The organism is Lacticaseibacillus hegangensis (genome assembly GCF_003946465.1).
Classification (GTDB): Bacteria; Bacillota; Bacilli; order Lactobacillales; family Lactobacillaceae; genus Lacticaseibacillus; species Lacticaseibacillus hegangensis.
This window is the reverse complement of sequence record NZ_RHOL01000026.1, coordinates 1-20,815: the sequence shown is the minus strand read 5'-3', so window position 1 is coordinate 20,815 and position 20,815 is coordinate 1. Positions and strand designations below refer to the sequence as shown.

17 protein-coding genes are annotated in these 20,815 nt (G+C 57.7%); 16 read left to right on the top strand and 1 reads right to left on the bottom strand.

The features are described from left to right. Positions 1-78 precede the first annotated feature (78 nt). Both EKM86_RS08770 and EKM86_RS08765 read left to right on the top strand, forming a co-directional pair. Complete coding sequence (locus EKM86_RS08770) at positions 79-1,059, top strand: DUF916 and DUF3324 domain-containing protein (protein WP_125757112.1); 981 nt, start codon at positions 79-81, stop codon at positions 1,057-1,059. A gap of 4 nt (positions 1,060-1,063) precedes the next feature. Next, positions 1,064-1,372, top strand: a complete 309-nt coding sequence (locus EKM86_RS08765) for an LPXTG cell wall anchor domain-containing protein (protein ID WP_125757110.1) — start codon at positions 1,064-1,066, stop codon at positions 1,370-1,372. Positions 1,373-1,452: 80 nt separating this feature from the next. Here the strand turns inward: EKM86_RS08765 and EKM86_RS08760 are convergent, their stop codons facing one another. Further along, positions 1,453-2,061, bottom strand: a complete 609-nt coding sequence (locus EKM86_RS08760; protein WP_125757108.1) for a TVP38/TMEM64 family protein — start codon at positions 2,059-2,061, stop codon at positions 1,453-1,455. A 203-nt stretch (positions 2,062-2,264) separates the two neighbouring features. Between EKM86_RS08760 and ruvA the strand changes: the two genes are divergently transcribed. The 14 genes from ruvA to alaS all read left to right on the top strand — a co-directional run bounded on the left by ruvA (position 2,265) and on the right by alaS (position 20,694). After that, positions 2,265-2,840 (top strand): Holliday junction branch migration protein RuvA, encoded by a 576-nt coding sequence (ruvA, locus tag EKM86_RS08755; RefSeq protein ID WP_125757141.1) that lies wholly within the window; start codon positions 2,265-2,267, stop codon positions 2,838-2,840. A 21-nt stretch (positions 2,841-2,861) separates the two neighbouring features. Beyond that, on the top strand, positions 2,862-3,863 hold the full coding sequence (gene ruvB, locus EKM86_RS08750; RefSeq protein ID WP_125757106.1) for a Holliday junction branch migration DNA helicase RuvB: 1,002 nt from the start codon (positions 2,862-2,864) through the stop codon (positions 3,861-3,863). A gap of 9 nt (positions 3,864-3,872) precedes the next feature. Then, positions 3,873-4,907, top strand: a complete 1,035-nt coding sequence (gene queA, locus EKM86_RS08745) for a tRNA preQ1(34) S-adenosylmethionine ribosyltransferase-isomerase QueA (protein WP_125757104.1) — start codon at positions 3,873-3,875, stop codon at positions 4,905-4,907. A gap of 357 nt (positions 4,908-5,264) precedes the next feature. Then, complete coding sequence (gene tgt / locus EKM86_RS08740; RefSeq protein WP_125757102.1) at positions 5,265-6,404, top strand: tRNA guanosine(34) transglycosylase Tgt; 1,140 nt, start codon at positions 5,265-5,267, stop codon at positions 6,402-6,404. 65 nt (positions 6,405-6,469) lie between these two features. After that, entirely contained in the window at positions 6,470-6,859 is a 390-nt protein-coding gene (gene yajC / locus EKM86_RS08735) for a preprotein translocase subunit YajC (RefSeq protein ID WP_379909537.1), read from the top strand. A gap of 257 nt (positions 6,860-7,116) precedes the next feature. Further along, the gene (gene adhE, locus EKM86_RS08730; protein WP_125757100.1) at positions 7,117-9,723 is read left to right on the top strand and encodes a bifunctional acetaldehyde-CoA/alcohol dehydrogenase; all 2,607 of its coding nucleotides are present in this window, start codon (positions 7,117-7,119) and stop codon (positions 9,721-9,723) included. A 117-nt stretch (positions 9,724-9,840) separates the two neighbouring features. After that, positions 9,841-10,485, top strand: coding sequence for a metal-dependent transcriptional regulator (locus tag EKM86_RS08725; protein ID WP_125757099.1), 645 nt, complete (start codon positions 9,841-9,843; stop codon positions 10,483-10,485). A gap of 30 nt (positions 10,486-10,515) precedes the next feature. After that, entirely contained in the window at positions 10,516-11,994 is a 1,479-nt protein-coding gene (gene zwf, locus EKM86_RS08720; protein WP_125757097.1) for a glucose-6-phosphate dehydrogenase, read from the top strand. A 56-nt stretch (positions 11,995-12,050) separates the two neighbouring features. Continuing rightward, the gene (gene dinB, locus EKM86_RS08715; RefSeq protein ID WP_125757095.1) at positions 12,051-13,148 is read left to right on the top strand and encodes a DNA polymerase IV; all 1,098 of its coding nucleotides are present in this window, start codon (positions 12,051-12,053) and stop codon (positions 13,146-13,148) included. Positions 13,149-13,199: 51 nt separating this feature from the next. Continuing rightward, positions 13,200-14,525 (top strand): DRTGG domain-containing protein, encoded by a 1,326-nt coding sequence (locus EKM86_RS08710; RefSeq protein ID WP_125757093.1) that lies wholly within the window; start codon positions 13,200-13,202, stop codon positions 14,523-14,525. Next, complete coding sequence (locus tag EKM86_RS08705) at positions 14,522-15,472, top strand: DHH family phosphoesterase (protein ID WP_125757091.1); 951 nt, start codon at positions 14,522-14,524, stop codon at positions 15,470-15,472. Before EKM86_RS08710 ends, EKM86_RS08705 begins: the two co-directional genes overlap by 4 nt. A gap of 6 nt (positions 15,473-15,478) precedes the next feature. Continuing rightward, entirely contained in the window at positions 15,479-16,825 is a 1,347-nt protein-coding gene (locus tag EKM86_RS08700) for a DEAD/DEAH box helicase (protein ID WP_125757088.1), read from the top strand. Between the two features lie 30 nt (positions 16,826-16,855). Further along, positions 16,856-17,791, top strand: a complete 936-nt coding sequence (locus EKM86_RS08695) for a hypothetical protein (protein ID WP_125757086.1) — start codon at positions 16,856-16,858, stop codon at positions 17,789-17,791. Between the two features lie 263 nt (positions 17,792-18,054). Beyond that, positions 18,055-20,694 carry an alanine--tRNA ligase gene (alaS, locus tag EKM86_RS08690; protein WP_125757085.1) on the top strand — a complete coding sequence of 880 codons (2,640 nt, stop codon included), beginning with the start codon at positions 18,055-18,057 and terminating at the stop codon, positions 20,692-20,694. The last annotated feature ends 121 nt before the right edge of the window (positions 20,695-20,815 follow it).

Genomic DNA, 20,815 nt, shown 5'->3' with positions numbered 1-20,815 from the left:
AGCCGATGGTTACTAACGCTTGGCAAACTGGGGTAGCCTGTTGGGTAGACCCCAGTTTTTCGGTAGGGAGGGATCGCGATGCGGCGATGGTGGTGGTTGCTACTTTTGGTTGGGCTACTCACGCCAGGTCATAGGGTATTGGCGGAAGGGGCCGGCTTCACAGTGACGCCCGAGCTGCCCGCCAATCAACTTGGCGGAGATACCGGTTGGTTTAACTTGCTAGTCACACCGGGACAAAAACAAGAGTTGACGGTGGAGGTCGACAATCAATCTGATCAAACCAAAACACTAAGACTTTCGCTCACCAATGCTTTCACTCAGGATAACGGTCAGGTGGGCTACGAACCGAGCCGGCGCAAGGATGCTTCAGCTAAAGTTCAACTGACCGCGATTGGCTCCAAGCCCATCACGATCGATCTGGCAGCACATCAGGGGCGAAAGGTGACATTTCAAATCACCCCGCCGGCTGGAGGATTTGCCGGCCAGGTGCTCGGTGCGGTGTACGTGAAAGACTTGACCGAACCAGCTAAGGCCTCGAGCAGCGGATTTGCGGTTACAAATCAGTTTGCAATGGTGGTCGCAGTTCAGCTGCAAACAAGTGAAACGTTGGTGCCACCAGCGTTGCACCTGCTGAGTGTGAAGGCGAAAGCCGATCGTGTGCAGGCCACCATCCAAAACGCGGCGCCTCGCCTGTTCGGTAAGCTGAGTATGCGGGCACAGGTGCTCCCAGCTGGCAAGACCAAGGCCGTGTACCAGCAGAAAAATAGCAATTACGCCATGGCGCCTAACTCCGCCTTCAATTATCAGCTGGCCCCGCCAAAAGGGTTGGCGGCGGGCAAGTATCAGCTTGTGATCAACGCGGCGGCGGGAAGCTACAAGTGGCAGTTCACAAAATCATTCACGCTCAAAGCGCCAATCGCTCCCACAACGCCCGCGACCCCAGCCACCCAGAAGGTCAGCGGCGTTTGGTGGCCGTGGGCAATCGCGTTGGTGGTAGTGCTGCTGATGGGTATGTTAATTGGCTGGTGGCGCGGTCGGCGCCAATCAGCCGGGAGGTGAGAGAATGGCAAAGTGGTTGTGGATGGCGTTGCTTGCGATTGCCGTTTTTGGCTTAGGCGCCAATCCACAAGCGGTTCAAGCAGTTGATGTGTCGAAAAGTCTGGCATCGTTCACACTGACGGCTGACCAGGTCACCGAGCCGGTGCCGCCAGCACCAACAGAAAGCCCGCCCCACCCCGGGCTCGTGCCAACCGGATCAAACGCTGCACTACCTGCGACCGGCAACTCGGCGAATGTCAGTGTGGCTATCCTGGGGCTGATTGTATTGGTGGTTGTTGGCCGCGCCCGAAAAAGAGGCGGCACTGAGGTTTAGCGATAGGGCGCTGCCTGCCAGAAGGCGCCCCATGAACGCAAAAACACGACTCACCAGGTTTGGTGGGTCGTGTTTTGTCATTAACCGTGAAACAGGTGGAGCAGCCAATGCGCCCCAAAGATCAGGCTCATGCTGTAAACGGCAATGGTGATGGGCTTGCCTAGGATAATGACCCAGGCGAAAAACTTGAACTTCATGTGGGTCAGTCCGGCGACTAAACAAAGCACATCATCCGGGGCCACCGGCGCGACGATGGCGATGGCGAAAAAGGCGTCGAACTTCTGTTGGTTTTTCGCGTAGGCCATGTACTTGTCAAAGACTTTTTCCGACACAATGTGCAAGATGAAGGGCTTCCCGTAGTTGCGCGCCAGGAAAAAGTTGATGAACGAGCCGATCACGATGCCGATGTAGTTGTAGGCAAAGCCTTGCCACGGACCGAAGAGAATCACGCCGGCTGCGGTGCTGACACCCCCTGGGATGATGGGGATGACCACTTGGACCACTTGAATCAGGATAAAAATCAGCGGCCCGACCAAACCCGCGGAATTAATGTAGGTATGAAGGCTCGCGAGGTCATGGAAGACGCCAATGTGGTACCAGTACACGGTGACCCAGATGATGCCGACCAGCGAGCACAATGCCGTGAGGTTGATTAACCGTCTTGAGGTCGTCTCACTCGTCTTCCTCACCTCCCCTTAAATTCTGTCACCGTTATTTTACCAGCCTGACTGACCGTTGGGTACTAACGCTAGGCTGAGAAGCCCTCAGACCTGCGGCCGATGTTGCTGCACCGGGATTTGCCGGCGGCGAACACTTTCGTCACCCTGGACAATCCAGGACTTGCGCAATATGGTAAACTAGAATGACATCTAAACGATCAAGTGAGGGCAATATGTACGAATACATGAACGGAATCATCGCCGCCACCGAGCCCGGCTATGTGGTGCTCGACGTGAACGGGATCGGCTACCGCTTGCTGATGGGCAATCCATACGCTTACGCGGCCGGTCAAAAGGCGAAGATCTGGGTGCAGCACATCATCCGGGACAACGATCAGGCGCTCTACGGGTTCGAAACTGAAGAGGCGAAGCGGACCTTCAATCAGCTTCTGACTGTGACGGGTATCGGCCCCAAATCAGCGCTGGCGATTTTGGCCAACACTGACAGCAATGGGCTCAGCCAGGCAGTTTCGGGCGGCGACGTCAATTACCTGACGAAGTTCCCTGGCATCGGCAAGAAAACTGCCCAGCAGATCATCCTGGATCTGAAGGGCAAACTGGCGCTCACCGCGCAGCCGGCACCGGCCGTTGCGCCTGACGTGGCACCGGCCCTCGCCGATGCCTTGGCAGCACTGGTGGCGTTGGGCTATCAAGAAAAAGCCGTGAACAAACTGGCCGATAAGCTGGCTGAAAGCGGGGAAACCACAACCGACGGGTATTTGCGCCGCGGGTTACAACTGTTGAGTTAATTTTGAGTGAGGAGGGACAACGTGGCTGACGATAGAATCGTGTCTAAGGACGCAGATAGTCAAGACGATGCGGTCGAGCGCAGCCTGCGTCCGCACAGGCTAAGCGACTACATTGGCCAAACGGCGGTGAAGTCGCAGCTTGAGGTGTACATCAAGGCGGCACTCAAGCGTGAAGAGGCCATGGACCATGTCCTGCTGTACGGCCCGCCAGGTTTAGGGAAAACCACGCTGGCGCTGGTGATTGCGACCGAGCTGGGCGTGCACATTCGCACGACTTCAGGACCAGCGATTGAAAAGCCCGGCGATTTGGTCGCGCTGCTCAACGAGCTGCAGCCCGGCGACGTGCTGTTCATTGATGAAGTTCACCGCCTGCCGAAAATTGTCGAGGAAATGCTCTATTCGGCGATGGAAGACTTTTACATCGACATTGTGGTCGGTGAAGGGCCAACGGCTCACCCAGTTCATTTTCCGCTGCCGCCGTTCACGCTGATTGGCGCGACGACGCGGGCTGGGATGCTGTCGGCACCATTGCGCGACCGCTTCGGGATCACCGAGCACATGGCCTACTACAACGAAGACGAGCTGAAGCAAATCGTGCTGCGCTCAGCCGGGATTTTCAACATGGCGGTGCCGGAAAGTGCTGCGCTTGAAGTGGCCAGGCGCTCGCGCGGCACGCCGCGGATCGCCAACCGGCTGCTGCGGCGGATTCGAGACTTTGCCGATGTCGCAGACACCACGCTGTCCGTCCGGCTGGTCGACCACGCGCTGGATCAGCTGCAGGTCGACGACCGTGGGCTCGATGCCATTGACCGTAAGCTTCTCATGATGATGATCCGCGACTACGATGGCGGTCCGGTTGGGCTGAACACTATCGCGGCCAATATCGGCGAGGAGACTGCGACCATCGAAGAAATGTACGAACCGTACCTGCTTCAGATCGGGTACCTCAAGCGCACGCCGCGCGGCCGGATGGTCACGCGCGCCGGGTACCAGCACCTGAACATTCCGTTCACAGAACACTAAGGAGAAAACATGCTCACCACTGAAGATTTTGACTACGACCTGCCTCATGAACTGATCGCGCAGACGCCACTGAAAAAGCGCGACGCCAGCCGCCTGCTGGTGCTGAATGCCGAAACCGGCGCGTATGAGGATAAGCATTTTTACGATATTCTGGACTACTTGAACCCTGGCGACGCGGTCGTGATGAACGACACGAAGGTGATGCCCGCCCGGCTTTACGGCGTCAAAAAAGAAACCGGCGCGCACATGGAAGTGTTGCTTTTGCACAACACGGAAGGCGACCAGTGGGAAACGCTGATGAAGCCCGCCAAAAAGGCGCCCGTCGGGACTGTGATCGATTTCGGCGACGGCCTGCTTCAGGCCACGGTCAAGGAAGAGCTCGACCACGGCGGCCGGATCATCGAATTCCATTACGACGGGATCTTCATGGAAATCCTGGATCAACTTGGCGAAACGCCGCTGCCGCCGTACATCAAGGCCAAGCTTGACGACCCGGATATGTACCAAACGGTTTACGCCAAGGAAATGGGCTCCGCAGCGGCCCCGACGGCGGGCCTGCACTGGACGCCGGAACTGTTGCAGAAGGTGAAAGACAAGGGCGTAAAGCTCGTCTATCTGACCCTGCACGTGGGCCTGGGCACGTTCCGTCCCGTTTCTGAGGACAACATCGAGGACCACAAGATGCACAGCGAGTTTTACCGCTTTTCACAGGAAGCGGCGGACACGTTGAACGAGGTCAGGAAAAACGGTGGCCGCATCATCGCGACCGGGACGACCTCGATTCGCACGCTGGAAACCATCGGCACCAAGTTCCACGGCGAGATCAAGCCGAGTTCCGGTTGGACCGACATTTTCATCAAGCCCGGGTACCAGTGGACGCTGGTAGATGCCTTTATCACTAATTTCCATTTGCCAAAATCCACGCTGGTGATGCTGGTGGCCGCCTTCACTGGCCGCGAGAACATTCTGAACGCTTACCACCACGCCATCGAGGAGAAGTACCGCTTCTTTAGTTTTGGGGATGCGATGTATATTCACAAGTAAGGGTGCACGCAGTCGCGCTTCGGTGAGCAACGCTCGAGCGCATAGCTACGCTTGGCACATGATCCGCAAGCGGCTCACGCGCCAAGCTAGGCTATGCGTCGAGCTAAGTACGCTCACCTCAGCAGCCTAAAAAAGCCGCCACAGATCACTCTGCAGCGGCACCACGTGGTTTAGCGAAGGGCCCAGATAAATTCTCAATATCGAAAACGACAACCAACCAGATTTTCTTTTAACGCATCGCTGCGCGGAACTCTTAATCGAATTAATCGATCACGTATGACACTCTAGCTGAGCCCTTCTTAGTGACTATAACACCGTGTCATGACTTACTGCAATCAAAGTCTACCAGGAGGTTTTATGCCTGCACTTGAATATCATCTTAAACATATTGATAAGCACTCCGGCGCCCGGCTCGGCGAGATCGTGACGCCGCACGGCACGTTTCCGACCCCGATGTTTATGCCGGTCGGGACCCAAGCGACGGTGAAGACGCTGGCGCCTGAAGAACTCAAGGAGATGGGGGCCGGAGTGATCCTGGCCAACACCTATCACCTGTGGCTGCGGCCTGGCGAGGACATTGTCGAGGAAGCCGGTGGGTTGCATCAGTTCATGAACTGGGACCGCGGCCTGCTCACTGATTCCGGTGGTTTTCAGGTGTTCTCGCTGGCGAAGAACCGCGACATCACGGAAGCCGGGGTGAATTTTCGCAACCACCTCAACGGGGCCAAAATGTTCCTGTCACCGGAAAAGGCGATTGGGATCGAAAACGCGCTGGGACCCGATATTATGATGAGTCTGGACGAATGCCCGCCGTTTTTTGAAAGCTACGATTACGTCAAGGCCAGCGTGGCGCGCACGAGCCGCTGGGCCGAGCGCGGCTTAAAGGCGCACCAGCACCCGGACCGCCAGGCCTTGTTCGGCATCGTTCAAGGCGCGGGTTTCCGCGACTTGCGGGCGCAAAGCGCCAAGGATCTGGTCAGCCTCGATTTTCCAGGGTATTCGATCGGCGGATTGTCCGTCGGGGAGTCCAAGGAAGAAATGAACCACGTGCTCGACTTTACCGTGCCGATGCTGCCGGACACCAAGCCGCGGTATCTGATGGGCGTCGGCTCGCCTGATGCGTTGATCGACGGCGTGCTGCGCGGCATCGATATGTTCGACTGCGTTTTGCCGACGCGGATCGCACGCAAGGGGACGGTCATGACGTCGCACGGTCGGGTCGTGGTCAAAAACGCGAAGTACGCGCGTGATTTCAGCCCGCTGGATGATAACTGCGACTGCTACACCTGCCGCAATTACAGCCGGGCCTACATTCGCCACCTGCTGAAGGCCAATGAAAGTTTTGGTGAACGGCTGACGTCTTACCACAATGTGTACTTCCTGCTTCACTTGATGAAGCAGGTCCGCGAGGCCATCGCGGAAGACGCTTTGAACGATTTTCGGCAGGACTTTTTCGAGCGGTACGGCTACTTCAAGCCGGATGCGAAGAACTTCTAAGCTAGCTATCAGGCCTTAACTTTGGTACAGTGTTCCATGAACAAAAAGAAAACGAGGTGCGTAATTTGGCAGGAAGTATATCTACGATTCTGATGATTGTCGTCATGTTTGCCTTTTTCTACTTCTTCATGATGCGGCCACAGAAGAAACAGCAGCAACAGCGTCAAGAAATGCTCAGCGGTCTGAAAAAAGGTGACAAGATTATCACGATTGGTGGGTTGCACGGGGTGATCGACAAGATTGACCGCAGCAACAACACGGTTGATTTGGATCTCGACGGCGTTTATTTGACCTTTAACCTTTCGGCGATCCGCACGGTGACACCGCAGGGTGAGAAGACTCCGGCGCCGGTTGCAACCGAAACGGCCGCTAAGGATGCCACCGATGATGACAAGCCATACTCCGAAGGTGATGGCGATTCATCGGCTGACGACCAGGACGACACAAACAAGTAAAGCCAATTTTAGATTGACGCCTCGCAGCTGCGGGGCCTTTTTTTACGCCAAATCCAGGCGAATGAATTCGGTTACGCTCAGTCGGTCACGAAAGAAAATTTTGATGAAAAGGCTTATGCAACGGCATTAGTACCCAACCATAAACAATTCCGTGAAATTTTTCACTCAAATTTGTTTACAAATTCACATAGTTCCTGTATATTATTGTTTGTGAAATGGTTAACGAAAAATTTTGACAGACTTGTGGAGGGATATCAATGCTCAAACAGAAGCCAGAAGCAACAACTGACATCGACGCGATGATCGACGACCTGGTCAAAAAAGGCCAGGAAGCGCTCAAAGTGCTGAAGACCTACGACCAAGCCAAGATCGACCACATCGTTCACCGCATGGCGATTGCCGGGCTGGATCACCATATGGAGCTGGCCAAGATGGCGGTCGAGGAAACCGGCCGTGGGGTCTATGAAGACAAGGCCATCAAGAACATGTTCGCGACCGAAGAAATTTGGCACTCGATCAAAAACGACAAGACGGTCGGCGTGATCGAAGAAGACAAGCAGCGGGGGTTGACTAAGATTGCCGAACCGATCGGGGTCATCGCAGGCGTCACACCGGTCACCAACCCGACTTCGACTGTCATGTTCAAGTCCGAAATCGCGATCAAGACGCGCAACCCAATCATCTTCTCGTTTCACCCAGGAGCCCAGAAGTCTTCAGCGCGAGCCCTGGAAGTGATCCGCGACGAGGCGATGAAGGTCGGCCTGCCGGAAGGGGCCCTTCAGTTCATTGCCGAGCCTAGTATCGAGGCCTGCCAAGCGCTGATGCATCACCCAGGCATCGCCACCATTTTGGCCACTGGCGGCCCTGGCATGGTCAAGTCCGCGTACTCCAGCGGCAAGCCGGCCTTGGGCGTTGGCGCCGGGAACGCGCCAGCCTACATTGAGCAAACGGCCAACATCAAGCAGGCGGTCAACGACATCGTGCTGAGTAAGAGCTTCGATAACGGCATGGTCTGCGCCTCCGAACAAGGCGTGATCGTCGACGAGCCGATCTACAGCCAGGTCAAAAATGAGTTCCAGGCGCAGGGCGCCTACTTCATCAAGCAGAAGGACCTCAAGAAATTCACTGAAACAGTGATCAACACTGACAAGATGGCTGTCAACCCGCGGATCGTCGGCCAAAGTGTTCAGCAGATCGCGGAATGGGCAGGTATCGAGATCCCGCAAGACACCACGATTTTGATTGCCGAACTCAAGGGTGTCGGCGATGCTTACCCACTGTCTCACGAAAAGCTGAGCCCCGTGTTGGCCATGATGAAGGCCAAGGACCACGAGGACGCCTTCAAGCTGGCCGAAACCATGCTCGACATTGGGGGTCTGGGCCACACCGCGATCATCCACACCGCCGATCAGGATCTGGCGCTGGAATACGCCGATAAGATGCAGGCCTGCCGGGTGCTGGTCAACAGTCCGTCGACCTTCGGCGGCATCGGGGATCTGTACAACGAAATGATCCCGAGCCTGACGCTTGGCTGCGGCTCGTACGGTGGCAACTCAATTTCACACAACGTGGGGACGATCGACTTGCTTAACATCAAAACTCTGGCAAAGCGCCGCAACAACATGCAATGGGTCAAGCTGCCGCCGAAGATTTACTTCGAACGCAACTCGGTCCGCTACCTCGAAAAGATGGACGGCCTCGACCGCGTCCTGATTGTTGGGGACCGGGGGATGGAAAAGCTCGGGTACGTCCGCATCGTTGAAGACGTGCTGAAGAACCGCACCAACAAAGTGGACATCCAGACGTTCCTAGATGTTGAACCGGATCCTTCGACCAACACGGTCTACAAGGGCACGGCCATCGCGAAGGACTTCAAGCCTGACGCGATTGTCGCAGTCGGTGGCGGCTCCGTCATGGATGCGGCCAAGGGCATCTGGCTGTTCTACGATGGCGACGGTGATTTCTTTGGCGCCAAGCAGAAGTTCCTGGATATCCGCAAGCGCACCTACAAGTTCCCGAAGCCAACCAAGTCCAAGCTGGTCTGCATCCCGACGACTTCCGGGACCGGTTCCGAAGTGACTCCGTTTGCGGTCATCACCGATTCTGACACTGGGATCAAGTACCCGCTGGCTGACTACGCGCTGACGCCAGACGTTGCGCTGGTCGATTCGCAGTTCATTGAAACCGTGCCGCCGAAGGTGGTGGCCGACACCGGCCTGGATGTCATCTGCCACGCGACCGAAAGCTATGTGTCGACCATGGCGAGTGACTACACCCGCGGCCTGTCCCTGCAAGCACTGAAGCTGGCCTTCGACAATTTGGAGGCGTCCTACAACGGCGATCTTGAAGCCAAGGCGAAGATGCACGACGCTTCAACCATCGCTGGGATGGCCTTTGCCAACGCCTTGCTGGGGATCAACCACAGTATCGCGCACAAGCTGGGCCAGACCTTCCACTTGCCTCACGGACGCTGCATCGCGATCACCTTCCCACACATCGTTCGCTACAATGCTGCTCGGCCAAAGAAGCGGGCCGTATGGGCGAAGTACAACTACTTCCGCGCTGACGAAGATTACGCCCAAATTGCTCGCTTCCTGGGCCTGAAGGGCAACACGACCGAAGAGCTCGTTGAAGCCTTTGCCCAGGCTTATATCGACCTGGCCCACCGGGTCGGCGTCAAGATGAGCTTGAAGGAGCAAGGTATCGAGAAGCAGGACGTGCTGGACAATGTTGATCGCATTGCCGAGCTGGCCTACGAAGACAACTGCACGGTCACCAACCCGATCGAGCCGCTGATTGCAGACATGAAGCAAATCGTGCTCGATGAGTACGAAGGCACCGCCTCAAGCGTTGGCACCAAGTAACCATTTCAAGCCCTCACACAAGTCTCAACGAACCGGAAGAACACGTCGAAAGGCGTGTTTTTTTTGCGTAAGTCATGCATAATAGGTAATGTGTATAAACTGAAAGTAAGGATGACTATGACACCAAATAAAGAAGACTACCTCAAAATGATTTTCGAACTGGGTGGGGACACAGCCTTGATCTCCAACAAGCAGATCGTAGTTGGGCTGAACGTTTCGGCTGCCTCAGTCAGTGAGATGGTCACTAAACTGGTCGAACAGCATTACGTCACGCACACGCCGTATCAGGGCATCAAGCTGACCGCCAGTGGCCAGAGCCGGGCGGCCGCCTTAGTGCGCAATCACCGGCTGTGGGAAGTCTTTTTGACCGAAGACCTGGGCTATCCGGTGGACAATGTGCATTCAGAAGCCGAGATGCTGGAACACGCGATGACGCCGGAAATGGCGGACCGTATGGCCAAGTTTCTGGGCAACCCGAAGTACTGCCCGCACGGCGGAGTCATTCCCGATGCGGACGGCCATTACCTAGATCAAAGCCGCGTCACGCTGAGCCAAGTCGACGTTGGTGCCCAGGGCCACATCGAGCGGATCGTCGACGAGCCGAGCCTGATCGATTACGTCTTTGGCCTGGGGCTTTCGATTGAAGACCACTTTGAAGTGATCGCCAAAAGTGAACAGGCGATTCGGATTCGTCAGCGCGAAACGGGCAAGGAACTGGACATTGATCCGGTCCGCGCAGGACACATTTTTGTTGAACTGTAGTTATCTTTTGAAAGCGGTGGCAGTATCACTATGAGTAACGAAGTCAATGCAATCATTATCATGTTTGGCGGCTCGGGAGACCTTGCGCATCGCAAGCTGTACCCGGCGCTGTTCGGGCTGTTTCAGCACGGCATCTTGAAGGACCGTTTTGCGGTGATCGGCACCGCCCGGCGGCCGTGGAGCGACGACCATTACCAAGGCGTCGTCTGCGACTCGGTCAAGGAAGCCGGCGGCACCGATGACGAGGCCATTGCCGCGTTTTCCCAGCATTTTTACTACCAGTCCCATGATGTGACCGACGCAGATCATTACGTCACGCTGAAAAAGCTGGCAGCCAAGCTGGACGACCAGTACCACGTTGGCGGCAACCGGCTGTACTACATGGCCATGGCACCGACGTTCTTCAGCACGATTGCCACGCACCTGAAGTCAGAGGCGCTGCTGACCGACACCGGCTTCAACCGGCTGATCATTGAAAAGCCGTTCGGGCATGACTACGACAGTGCCAAGGCGTTAAACGACGCGATCACCGGCACCTTCAAGGAAGAGCAAATCTATCGCATCGACCATTACCTGGGCAAAGACATGGCGCAGGCCATCTTGGCGCTGCGGTTTGCCAACCCGTGGCTGAAGGCGGTGTGGAACAAAGAGCACATCAAGGACATTCAGATCACGCTGGCCGAGGCGGTCGGTGTCGAGGAGCGGGCCGGCTACTATGAAAGCGCCGGGGCTTTGCGCGACATGGTGCAAAATCACGTGATGCAGCTTTTGGCCTACCTGACCATGGACGAGCCTAAAGCCCTGACGTCCGAGGCGATTCACGAAGTCAAGGCCAAGGCCTTTGACGACCTGCACCGCTACACCGAAGAAGAAGCGCGGCAGAACTTTGTGCGCGCCCAGTACGCTGCCGCGACCGTCGATGGCAAGCAGGTGCCAGGGTACCGCGAAGAAGACGGGGTGGCCGCCGATTCGATGACGGACACCTTCGTCGCCGGGAAAATGCTGACGGATAATCCGAAGCTGGCCGGCGTGCCGATTTTCATTCGCACCGGCAAGCGGCTGACCCGCAAGTCGACGCAGGTCACCATCACGTTCAAGGGCGGCGACGGGCTTTTCGGCACCACCCCAGGCGATCAGCTCACGGTGTACATCGAGCCCAACGAAGGCTATACGCTGGAGCTGAACGCGAAGAAGCTGGGAGAGGCCTCAACGCTTGAGCGTGAGTGGCTGAACATGCGGCACACCGATCAGGCAATCGCCGATGCCCCGGAGGCTTACGAGCGGTTAATTGGGGACGTGCTGGCCGGCGATCAGACGAACTTCAACCATTGGACTGAGCTGGCGCAGACCTGGCGCTATGTCGACGTGATCTCCAAAGCCTGGGCGAAGGACCAGACGATGCCGACTTATCCGGCGGGCTCGATGGGTCCAAAGGCGGCGTTTGACTTGCTCAAAGATGGTGATCATCACTGGTACTGGCAACCGCGGCACACGCAGCTGGCGGATTAGAACAAGTGCAAAGGTCGGCCGCGGGCCGGCCTTTTTGCCCGGAAAGGAGGGCCGTCATGCTGGAGATCCCACTGCAAAACGACACGTCGCGCAAAATTGTGCATGTGGACATGGACGCGTTTTATGCGTCCATCGAAGAGCGCGACGACCCCAGCTTAAAGGCCCGGGCACTGGTGATGGCGCACGACCCGCGGCAAACCGGTGGCAAGGGCGTGGTGACGACGGCCAATTACGTGGCGCGCCAGTACGGCGTGCACTCGGCGATGCCGGCCAACGAGGCGTTGAAGCTGGTACCGGCCAAGCTGCTGACGTTTAAGACGCCGGACTTTGAAAAATACCGCGCGGTGTCCCACCAGATCCACCAGCTGTTTCATCAGGTGACAGACTTGATCGAGCCGGTAGCGCTGGACGAGGCGTACTTGGATGTCACGGCCAATCACGATTTTCACACCACCATTGAGCTGGCGCTGTGGCTGCAGGACCAGATCCGCCAGCAAACCGCGCTGAGCAGCTCGATTGGCTTGTCGTACAACAAGTTTTTGGCCAAGGAAGCCTCCGAGTACAACAAGCCGCGTGGGCGCACCGTGATCCTGCCGGAGCAGGCGCAGTTGTTTTTGGACCGACTGCCGATTGAGGAATTTCGCGGTGTCGGGAAAAAGACGGCCCCGCTGCTGCAGGATCTGGGAATCACCGACGGGGCGAGCTTGCGGGCCTTCGGACAGGACCGCCTGATCGCGAAGATGGGCAAGATGGGCTATGAGCTGTACCGCCACGCCCTGGGCATCGACAACCGGCCGGTGCTGGTGCGCACGGCCAAGTCAATTGGCAAGGAACGGACTTACCGCGCCTTTTTGACCAGCGAAGCCGCTGTGCGCACACAGCTGGAAAAGCTGGCGGCCATGGTCGCTGCGGCCTTGGCCAAAAAGCAAATGCACGGCAAAACCGTGGTGCTGAAAGTGCGCGATGGGGACTTCAACACGCAAACCCGGCGGCAGACCTCCGATCATTACTACCGCACCGCCAAGTCCATCCTGGACGCGGCCTGGCAGCTGTGGCGCGAAGACACCGAGCAGCCTGCCCAGATCCGCCTGCTGGGAATCACTGTGACCGGTCTGGACCCGCAGCAATACGAGAATATTGACCTGCCTATATAACAGCTCGACATGTGTTATACTACAGAAAAAGCGGGAAGTGAGGCTTCGTCTATGGCCACCAAACATGAACAGATCCTAGCCTACATCGGCAGTTTGCCGGTGGGCTCCAAAATCTCCGTCAGGGCCGTTGCCAGAGAGCAGCACGTCTCAGAAGGAACAGCTTACCGGGCAATCAAAGAGGCGGAAACCACTGGGTTGGTGTCGACCATCGAACGGGTCGGCACGATCCGCATCGAGCAAAAACCGCTCAACAATATCGATTCGCTGACGTTTCGCGGCCTGCTTTCGCTGACGGACGCCAAGGTCTTGGGCGGTTCAGCCGGTTTGCCGAAGCATTTGGACAAGTTCGTGATCGGGGCGATGACCCCGGATGAAATGCTGCGTTATATCACCAAAAATTCGGTGGTGATCGTCGGCAACCGCGAGGACGCGCAGATGCTCGCCCTGCAAAACGGGGCGGCGGTTCTGATCACTGGCGGCTTTGCAACGACCGACCGGGTGATCCGGCTGGGTAACGAGATGGAGTTGCCCGTCATGCAAACTGCGCACGACACGTTTACCGTGGCGACCATGATCAACCGGGCGCTGTCCGATCAGGCAATCAAGCAAGACATTCTGACGATTGCGGCGATCTATACGCCGCTTTCTGATGACGTGCAAACCGGCGCCCCTGATCAAACCGTGGCTGATTTCACGAAGCTCCGCGCCGGGCGCAACGATTTTGCCTTGCCAATTGTCACGCCGACCGGCCGGCTGGTGGGCATGGTCGGTAAAAAGCAAGTTGCCGGCAAAAAGCCCAGCACCCTCTTGGAGCGCGTCATGAGCAAGGATGCAATCACTGTGCGGCCGTACCTGGGGGTCACCGCAGTCGGTCACATGATGCAGGGCAACGGGCTCTCAGTGCTCCCCGTGGTCGATGATGACTGGCATCTATTGGGCATCGTCACCCGCGGGGCGGTTTATTCGGCGCTGGCGGAGCTTGGCAGCAGCTCTCAGGGCACGACGATCGCCGATTCGGTGGCCGCCGCGGTCACCCCAGCACCTTCTGAATCGCCGCAAAGCGCAGCGTACACGCTGGTGACCACGCCGATGATGATGAATAAGCTGGGAACGCTGAGTTTCGGCGTGACCAATGAAATCGTCAATTATGCGGTGACCCATTTTCTCAACGCCGAGGGGCGGCGCAACGTGCTGATCGAACAGCTGTCATTGCACGCGTTTCGGCCGATTCAGCTGGAGGCGACCATTCATGTGACAGTCAAAACGCTGGAACTGAACTCGCACACCGCTGTATTTGAAGTGGCACTTTCGGCGGATGGCATGCTGGCGGCACTAGCTTTAACCACCTGTCAGTTATTAGAAAGGACAACACGATGATTCAAGCAAAAATTCTGGAAGCAATTCAAAGCTACGACACCATTCTCATTCACCGGCATGTCAAGCCGGATCCCGACGCGCTGGGCTCGCAAGGCGGACTGGCGGCCGCGATTCGCGCGGCCTATCCCAGCAAGCACGTGTACCAGGTGGGCGGTTCGGTCGGCGATTTGGACTGGCTGAGCACGATGCAGGACGTGCCCGATGAGACTTACCAAGGGGCGCTGGTAATTGTGTGCGACACGGCTGACCGGCCGCGGGTGTCCGATGATCGCTTTGACCGCGGGGCGATGCTGATCAAAATTGATCATCACCCGAACGATGACGCATACGGCGACCTGCAGTGGGTCGACGAGGACGCCAGCTCAGTGTCGGAGATGATTTTCGACCTGATTCAAGGCTCCGACCGCAAGCTGTTTCTGACGGCGGCAAGTGCCCGCCTGCTGTACGCCGGCATTGTCGGTGACACGGGCCGGTTCCGCTTTAATAACACGATGCCCCACACGCTGGCCGCGGCTGCGCGACTGATCCAGGAGGACTTTGATCCAGCAGGGTTGAACAACCGCATGAACGCGATGACCTTCGCCCAGGCAAAGCTGCAAAGCTACATTTTCGATCACATGACGATCACCGATAGCGGCGCGGCGACGGTGACGATCCCGCTTGCCGAAACCGAGAAGCTGGGCCTCCAGCCCGACGAGGTGCACGCTGCTGTGGGCACCCCGGGCCGGCTTGGTGAAGTTCAGGCCTGGGCGCTGTTTCTAGAACAAGCCGGCGATGAACCGTACCGTGTCAACCTGCGTTCCAAAGGCCCTGTCATTAATGGCCTGGCTAAGGCGCACCGCGGCGGCGGTCACCCCTTAGCCAGCGGCGCCAAGGCGGAAGACACGACGGAAATTGCCCAGATCACGCATGAGCTTGACGAACTGACCGCAGAGTTTAGAAAGTAGGACAACATGACCAATCAATTTAAGCAATACCAACTGGCGCCATTTTTGCTCAAGGCGCTGGACGCTGAGCACATCAACGCCCCGACCCCGATTCAAGAAAAAGTGATCCCGGCCCTGCTGCGCGGCGAAAGCGTGGTTGGCCAAAGCCAAACCGGCTCCGGCAAAACGCACGCCTTCTTACTGCCGCTGCTGACTCGCATCGACTTGACGCAAGATGACGTCCAGCTGGTGATCACTGCGCCATCGCGCGAACTGGCCGACCAGCTTTACGAAGTGGCCACTGACCTGGCTCAGTTTGAACCGCAGCTGCGCATTCAGCGCTACGTCGGCGGCACCGACAAGAGCCGGCAGGAAGACAAGCTTGAAAGCAAGCAGCCCCATGTTGCCATCGGCACCCCGGGCCGCCTGCTGGATCTGATCTCCGATCACGCGCTGACCGCGTACACGGCCAAGATGTTTGTCGTCGATGAGGCGGACATGACACTGGACATGGGCTTTTTGACCACCGTCGACCAAATTGCCGGCCAGTTCGGTGAAGACCTGCAAATGGCCGTTTTTTCCGCCACCATCCCGCAAAAGCTCCAGCCGTTTTTGAAGAAGTACATGGCTAATCCCACGGTGATCGAACTCAAGCCCAAAACCGTCATTGCCGACACGGTGCAAAACGACCTGATCCAGGTCCCGGCCCGCGACCGCAACGCCTTGATCTACAAGCTGGCAACCATGGGTGAACCATTTTTGGTGCTGATTTTTGCCAACACCAAGACTCACGTCGATGCGCTGCACCAGTACCTGACCGATCAGGGCCTGAAAGTGGCCAAGATTCATGGCGACGTCGAACCGCGGCGTCGGCGACAGGTGATGAAGCAGATCGGCGAGCTCAAGTACCAGTACGTGGTCGCCACGGATCTGGCATCGCGGGGCATCGACATTGATGGCGTCTCGCTGGTGATCAACGCCGAACTGCCTAAGGACAACGAGTTCTTCATCCACCGCGTCGGGCGTACCGGCCGCAATGGTCAACCTGGCACGGCGGTCACGCTGTACGAACCCGGGCAGGAGGCCCAAATCGCCGAGCTGGAGCACCTGGGTGTGCACTTCACCCCCAAGGCGCTGAAGAACGGCGAGCTGGTCGATACCTATGACCGTAACCGCCGGATTCGCCGGCAGAAGAAGGCCGCGCCGGTGTCTGGTAAGATCGCCGGCATGGCCGCCAAGGAAGCCAAGAAGAAGATGCCCGGCTACAAGAAGAAGATTCGCAAGGCTGCGGAAAAAGAGGCCTGGTTCAATAACCGCGTCGAAAAACGCAATTCCGCGCGGTCCGCACGCAAGGCCAAAAAAGAGCGAAACTAAGCCAGTGCCGTGCAGTTAAAGGAGGACGCCATGCCAAAAGTCGACCTGATGCTTGCAGAGTGGAACGCACTGCCGCCTGAGCGCCAGCGTTTCATCGCCACTCAGCTGAGCCGTTATTTTCTCAGTCCGCTGCTGTCAGTCGATGCCATCGTGCCGGTCGCCGTGGATTACTTCGGCAATCACCTGAGCACCTTCGATATTCTGATTGGCGGGGAATGGATGCGATTTGTGCCGGGGATGCGCCAGGTCGCACTCGGCGTCAAGCAGCCGGTGCCAGCCGAGATGCAGGGTGTTTTGACAGCACTCGGCGTTAGTGAAGAAGCCGGCCAGCGGCATCTCAGCCCGGCGGCGGTGCGCGACATGCCGCCGATGCTGGTGGCGCGCGCCAGTGTGCTTACTGGCGAGGCTGTCATCGGCACGATCGACTTGACCACCCAGGTTTTTTCCGGGGATCACTTCGCTTACGTGGCGGTGAAAAACCAGGTGCTGGCGCTGTTGCGACCGAAGACTGTTGGTCTGGCGCCGGCCGCGACCGGCAATTTTCCGCCGCGCCTGGAAAACGAGACAGTGGTGCTGCGCCTGGCCGGCGAACACGCCTATCAGGTCGCGGTCAAACAAGACTGGGACCAGGCGGCGCTGGTCAAGCGCCTGTCCGGGTTCGGCTTTGCGCTGCCGGACGAGCGCGAGTACGAGTATCTGATGGGCGGCGGGCTGGATTCGCTGTTTGGCTGGGGCAACCGGCTGCCGGATCCGGGGATGCGGTACGTTCCGAACCGATTCGGCCTGACCGTACCGGCCGAGCGTGAAGGCGCCGAGCTGGTGCGCAGCGCCTTTGCCAAAAGCGCGCCTGTCGCGGCTGGAGCTGAAGGGCCGGACTTGCTGCCGCTGTCGCCGTTTTACCGCTCGCGGCTGGGTGAGTTCAAAACCATGCGGTACCGTAAAATCGCCAAGGTCGAGTTGAAGTAGGCCTGGCGGCACCCGGACTGTTGACACCGCCTGACCCGGTTCGTATAATGATTCTTTGTTAGGATATGCAAGCGTGTTGCCCACTTTCAGAAAGTCGCCGGGTGCTGTGAGGCGATAGGGACGGGCGTTTGTGCTCCCTGATCTGAAGAAGATAATCAAATTAATGAAGTGGTAAACGACCAACATCGTTGCAACCAAGGTGGTACCGCGCGCAAGCGTCCTTGGAAAGCAGCGGTGTTTTTTCTTTTGCCAAGGAGGACAGCATGAAAAAACTTTCAAGCGGCGAAATTCGCCAGATGTTTCTCGACTTTTTCAAATCCAAAGGACACTCGGTTGAGCCCAGTGCCAGCCTGATCCCAGTGGACGACCCGACCTTGCTTTGGATCAACTCCGGGGTCGCGACCCTGAAGAAGTACTTCGACGGCACGGTGATCCCGAAGAACCCGCGGATCACGAATGCGCAGAAGTCGATTCGCACCAACGATATTGAGAATGTCGGCAAAACGGCGCGGCATCTGACCTTCTTTGAAATGCTCGGTAACTTCAGTGTTGGTGACTACTTCAAAAAAGAGGTCATTCCGTGGGCCTGGGAATTTCTGACTTCGGACAAGTGGCTGGGGCTGGACAAGGACAAGCTGTACGTCACCGTTTACCCGAAAGATAAGGACGCGAAGGCCTTGTGGGAGCAAACCGGCGTGCCGGCCTCGCACATTTACGAAGTCGAAGACAACTTCTGGGACATCGGCGAGGGTCCATCTGGCCCGGATACCGAAATCTTTTACGACCGCGGCCAGAGCTTCAACAACCTGCCGGAAGACGATCCGGAAAGCTATCCGGGCGGCGAAAACGAGCGCTACGAAGAGATCTGGAACATTGTGTTCTCCCAGTACAACCACCTGCCGGATGGCCGCTACGTCGACCAGCCGCACAAAAATATTGATACCGGGATGGGCCTGGAGCGCCTGGTTTCGGTCATTCAAGGCACCAAGACCAACTTCGAAACCGACTTGTTCCTGCCGATCATCAAGGCAACTGAAAAGCTTTCAGCCGGTAAGACCTATGGCAAGGGCGGCCGCGATGATGTGGCCTTTAAAATCATTGCCGATCACGCCCGGACGGTGACGTTTGCCATCGGCGACGGTGCCCTGCCAAGCAATGAGGGCCGCGGCTATGTGCTGCGTCGCCTGATTCGCCGCGCGGCCGTCAACGGACGCCGGCTCGGCATCAAGGACGCATTCCTGTACAAGCTGGTGCCAGTCGTTGGTGACATCATGGAAAGCTACTACCCGGAGATCAACCGCAACAAGGCATTCATCCAAAAGGTCATCCGGTCGGAAGAGGACCGCTTCGCTGAGACCTTGGATGCCGGCCTGAACCTGCTGAACCAAACCATTGCTGATCTCAAGGCTAAAGGTGAAACAGTGGTGCCAGGGGCGACGGCCTTCAAGCTGTTTGACACGTTCGGGTTCCCGGTTGAGTTGACCAAGGAAATCGCGTCCGATCAGGGCATCGACGTCGACATGACCGGTTACGAAGCAAACATGGAAGCCCAGCGGACCCGGGCGCGCGCCGCTCGCGGCGATGCCCAGTCAATGGGCAGTCAGGACAAAACGCTGATGGCCATTAAGACCGCCAGCAAGTTCACGGGTTGGACTGACCTGCAGGACGATGCCAAGTTGACCGACCTGATTCAGGATGATCAGGAGCAGGACCGGGTCACCGGCGGCGTGGCGCAGCTGATTTTTGACCAGACGCCGTTTTACGCCGAAATGGGCGGTCAAGTCGCCGACCACGGCGAAATTGTTGACGCGACTGGCGCGGTGGTGGCCAAGGTCACCGACGTTCAGCACGCGCCAAATGGTCAGAACCTACACACTGTCGAGGTCGAGAACACCTTGAAGAAGGGTGAGACCTACACGCTGAAAGTTGACGTTGAGCGCCGCAAGAAGGTCTCGATGAACCACACCGCAACTCACCTACTGGATCAGGCCCTGCGGCAGGTGCTGGGCGAGCACACGCACCAGGCGGGCTCGCTGGTTGAGCCGACCTATCTGCGGTTCGACTTCACCAACTTCGGCCAGGTGACAGACGCACAGCTGCGGGAGGTCGAAACGGTCGTCAACCAGCAGATCTGGCGGCAGCTGCCGATCACCTGGAAGGAAATGCCGATTGAAGAGGCCAAAAAGCAAGGTGCCATCGCGATGTTCGGCGACAAGTACGGCGACACAGTGCGCGTCGTGACAATCGGCGACTTTAACCGTGAGTTCGATGGCGGCACGCATCCGACCAACACCGCCGCGCTTGGCCTGTTCAAGATCACCGGCGAGTCTGGGATCGGGGCCGGCATTCGGCGCATTGAGGCCGTGACGTCCAAAGAGGCCTACGATTATCTGACCAAGCAGCAAGATGAGCTGGCGCAAACGGCTCGGACGTTGAAGATCGATCACGTGGACGGCGTGCCGGCCAAGGTGGAAAGCCTGCAGCAGGAGCTCAAGGCTAGCCAGAAAACGGTTGAGGGCCTGCAGGCGAAGCTGGCAAACGAAGCGGCAGCCGGCATCTTCGACGATGCAGAAAAGGCCGGTCAGTTTACCCTGATCGCCAAGCAGCTGAAGGTGGCTGGCATGAAGGAGCTGCGCGACCTGGCCGACCAGTGGCGCGATAAGAATGCATCCGATGTGCTGGTTTTGGCCACGGCCAACGGCGGCAAGGTCAGTTTACTGGTTGCCGCGTCCAAGGCGGCCATTGCCAAGGGCGTGAAGGCCGGCGACCTGATCAAGGCCATTGCCCCGGCGATCGGCGGCGGTGGCGGCGGCCGGCCGGACATGGCGCAGGCTGGCGGCAAGAAGGCCGATGGCATTCCTGCGGCCTTGAAGCAGGCCGAGGACACGCTTGCCAATTTGTAAAGCGTCAATTGAAAGCCGCGGAGCACTCGCACCGCGGCTTTTGGTTATAGAGGCTTTAGCCGGGCTCGCGCGGAGACGCGCGAGGCTCAAAACCACCCGCTGTGCGGGTGGAGTCAAATGA

Bases quoted from the DNA above. Each gene is read 5' to 3' on its own strand.
- EKM86_RS08710 (WP_125757093.1), top strand. From the start codon at position 13,200: ATGGCCACCAAACATGAACAGATCCTAGCCTACATCGGCAGTTTGCCG.
- EKM86_RS08700 (WP_125757088.1), top strand. From the start codon at position 15,479: ATGACCAATCAATTTAAGCAATACCAACTGGCGCCATTTTTGCTCAAG.
- adhE (WP_125757100.1), top strand. From the start codon at position 7,117: ATGCTCAAACAGAAGCCAGAAGCAACAACTGACATCGACGCGATGATC.
- EKM86_RS08705 (WP_125757091.1), top strand. From the start codon at position 14,522: ATGATTCAAGCAAAAATTCTGGAAGCAATTCAAAGCTACGACACCATT.
- ruvA (WP_125757141.1), top strand. From the start codon at position 2,265: ATGTACGAATACATGAACGGAATCATCGCCGCCACCGAGCCCGGCTAT.
- EKM86_RS08695 (WP_125757086.1), top strand. From the start codon at position 16,856: ATGCCAAAAGTCGACCTGATGCTTGCAGAGTGGAACGCACTGCCGCCT.
- EKM86_RS08765 (WP_125757110.1), top strand. From the start codon at position 1,064: ATGGCAAAGTGGTTGTGGATGGCGTTGCTTGCGATTGCCGTTTTTGGC.
- dinB (WP_125757095.1), top strand. From the start codon at position 12,051: ATGCTGGAGATCCCACTGCAAAACGACACGTCGCGCAAAATTGTGCAT.
- EKM86_RS08770 (WP_125757112.1), top strand. From the start codon at position 79: ATGCGGCGATGGTGGTGGTTGCTACTTTTGGTTGGGCTACTCACGCCA.
- tgt (WP_125757102.1), top strand. From the start codon at position 5,265: ATGCCTGCACTTGAATATCATCTTAAACATATTGATAAGCACTCCGGC.
- alaS (WP_125757085.1), top strand. From the start codon at position 18,055: ATGAAAAAACTTTCAAGCGGCGAAATTCGCCAGATGTTTCTCGACTTT.
- EKM86_RS08725 (WP_125757099.1), top strand. From the start codon at position 9,841: ATGACACCAAATAAAGAAGACTACCTCAAAATGATTTTCGAACTGGGT.
- queA (WP_125757104.1), top strand. From the start codon at position 3,873: ATGCTCACCACTGAAGATTTTGACTACGACCTGCCTCATGAACTGATC.
- zwf (WP_125757097.1), top strand. From the start codon at position 10,516: ATGAGTAACGAAGTCAATGCAATCATTATCATGTTTGGCGGCTCGGGA.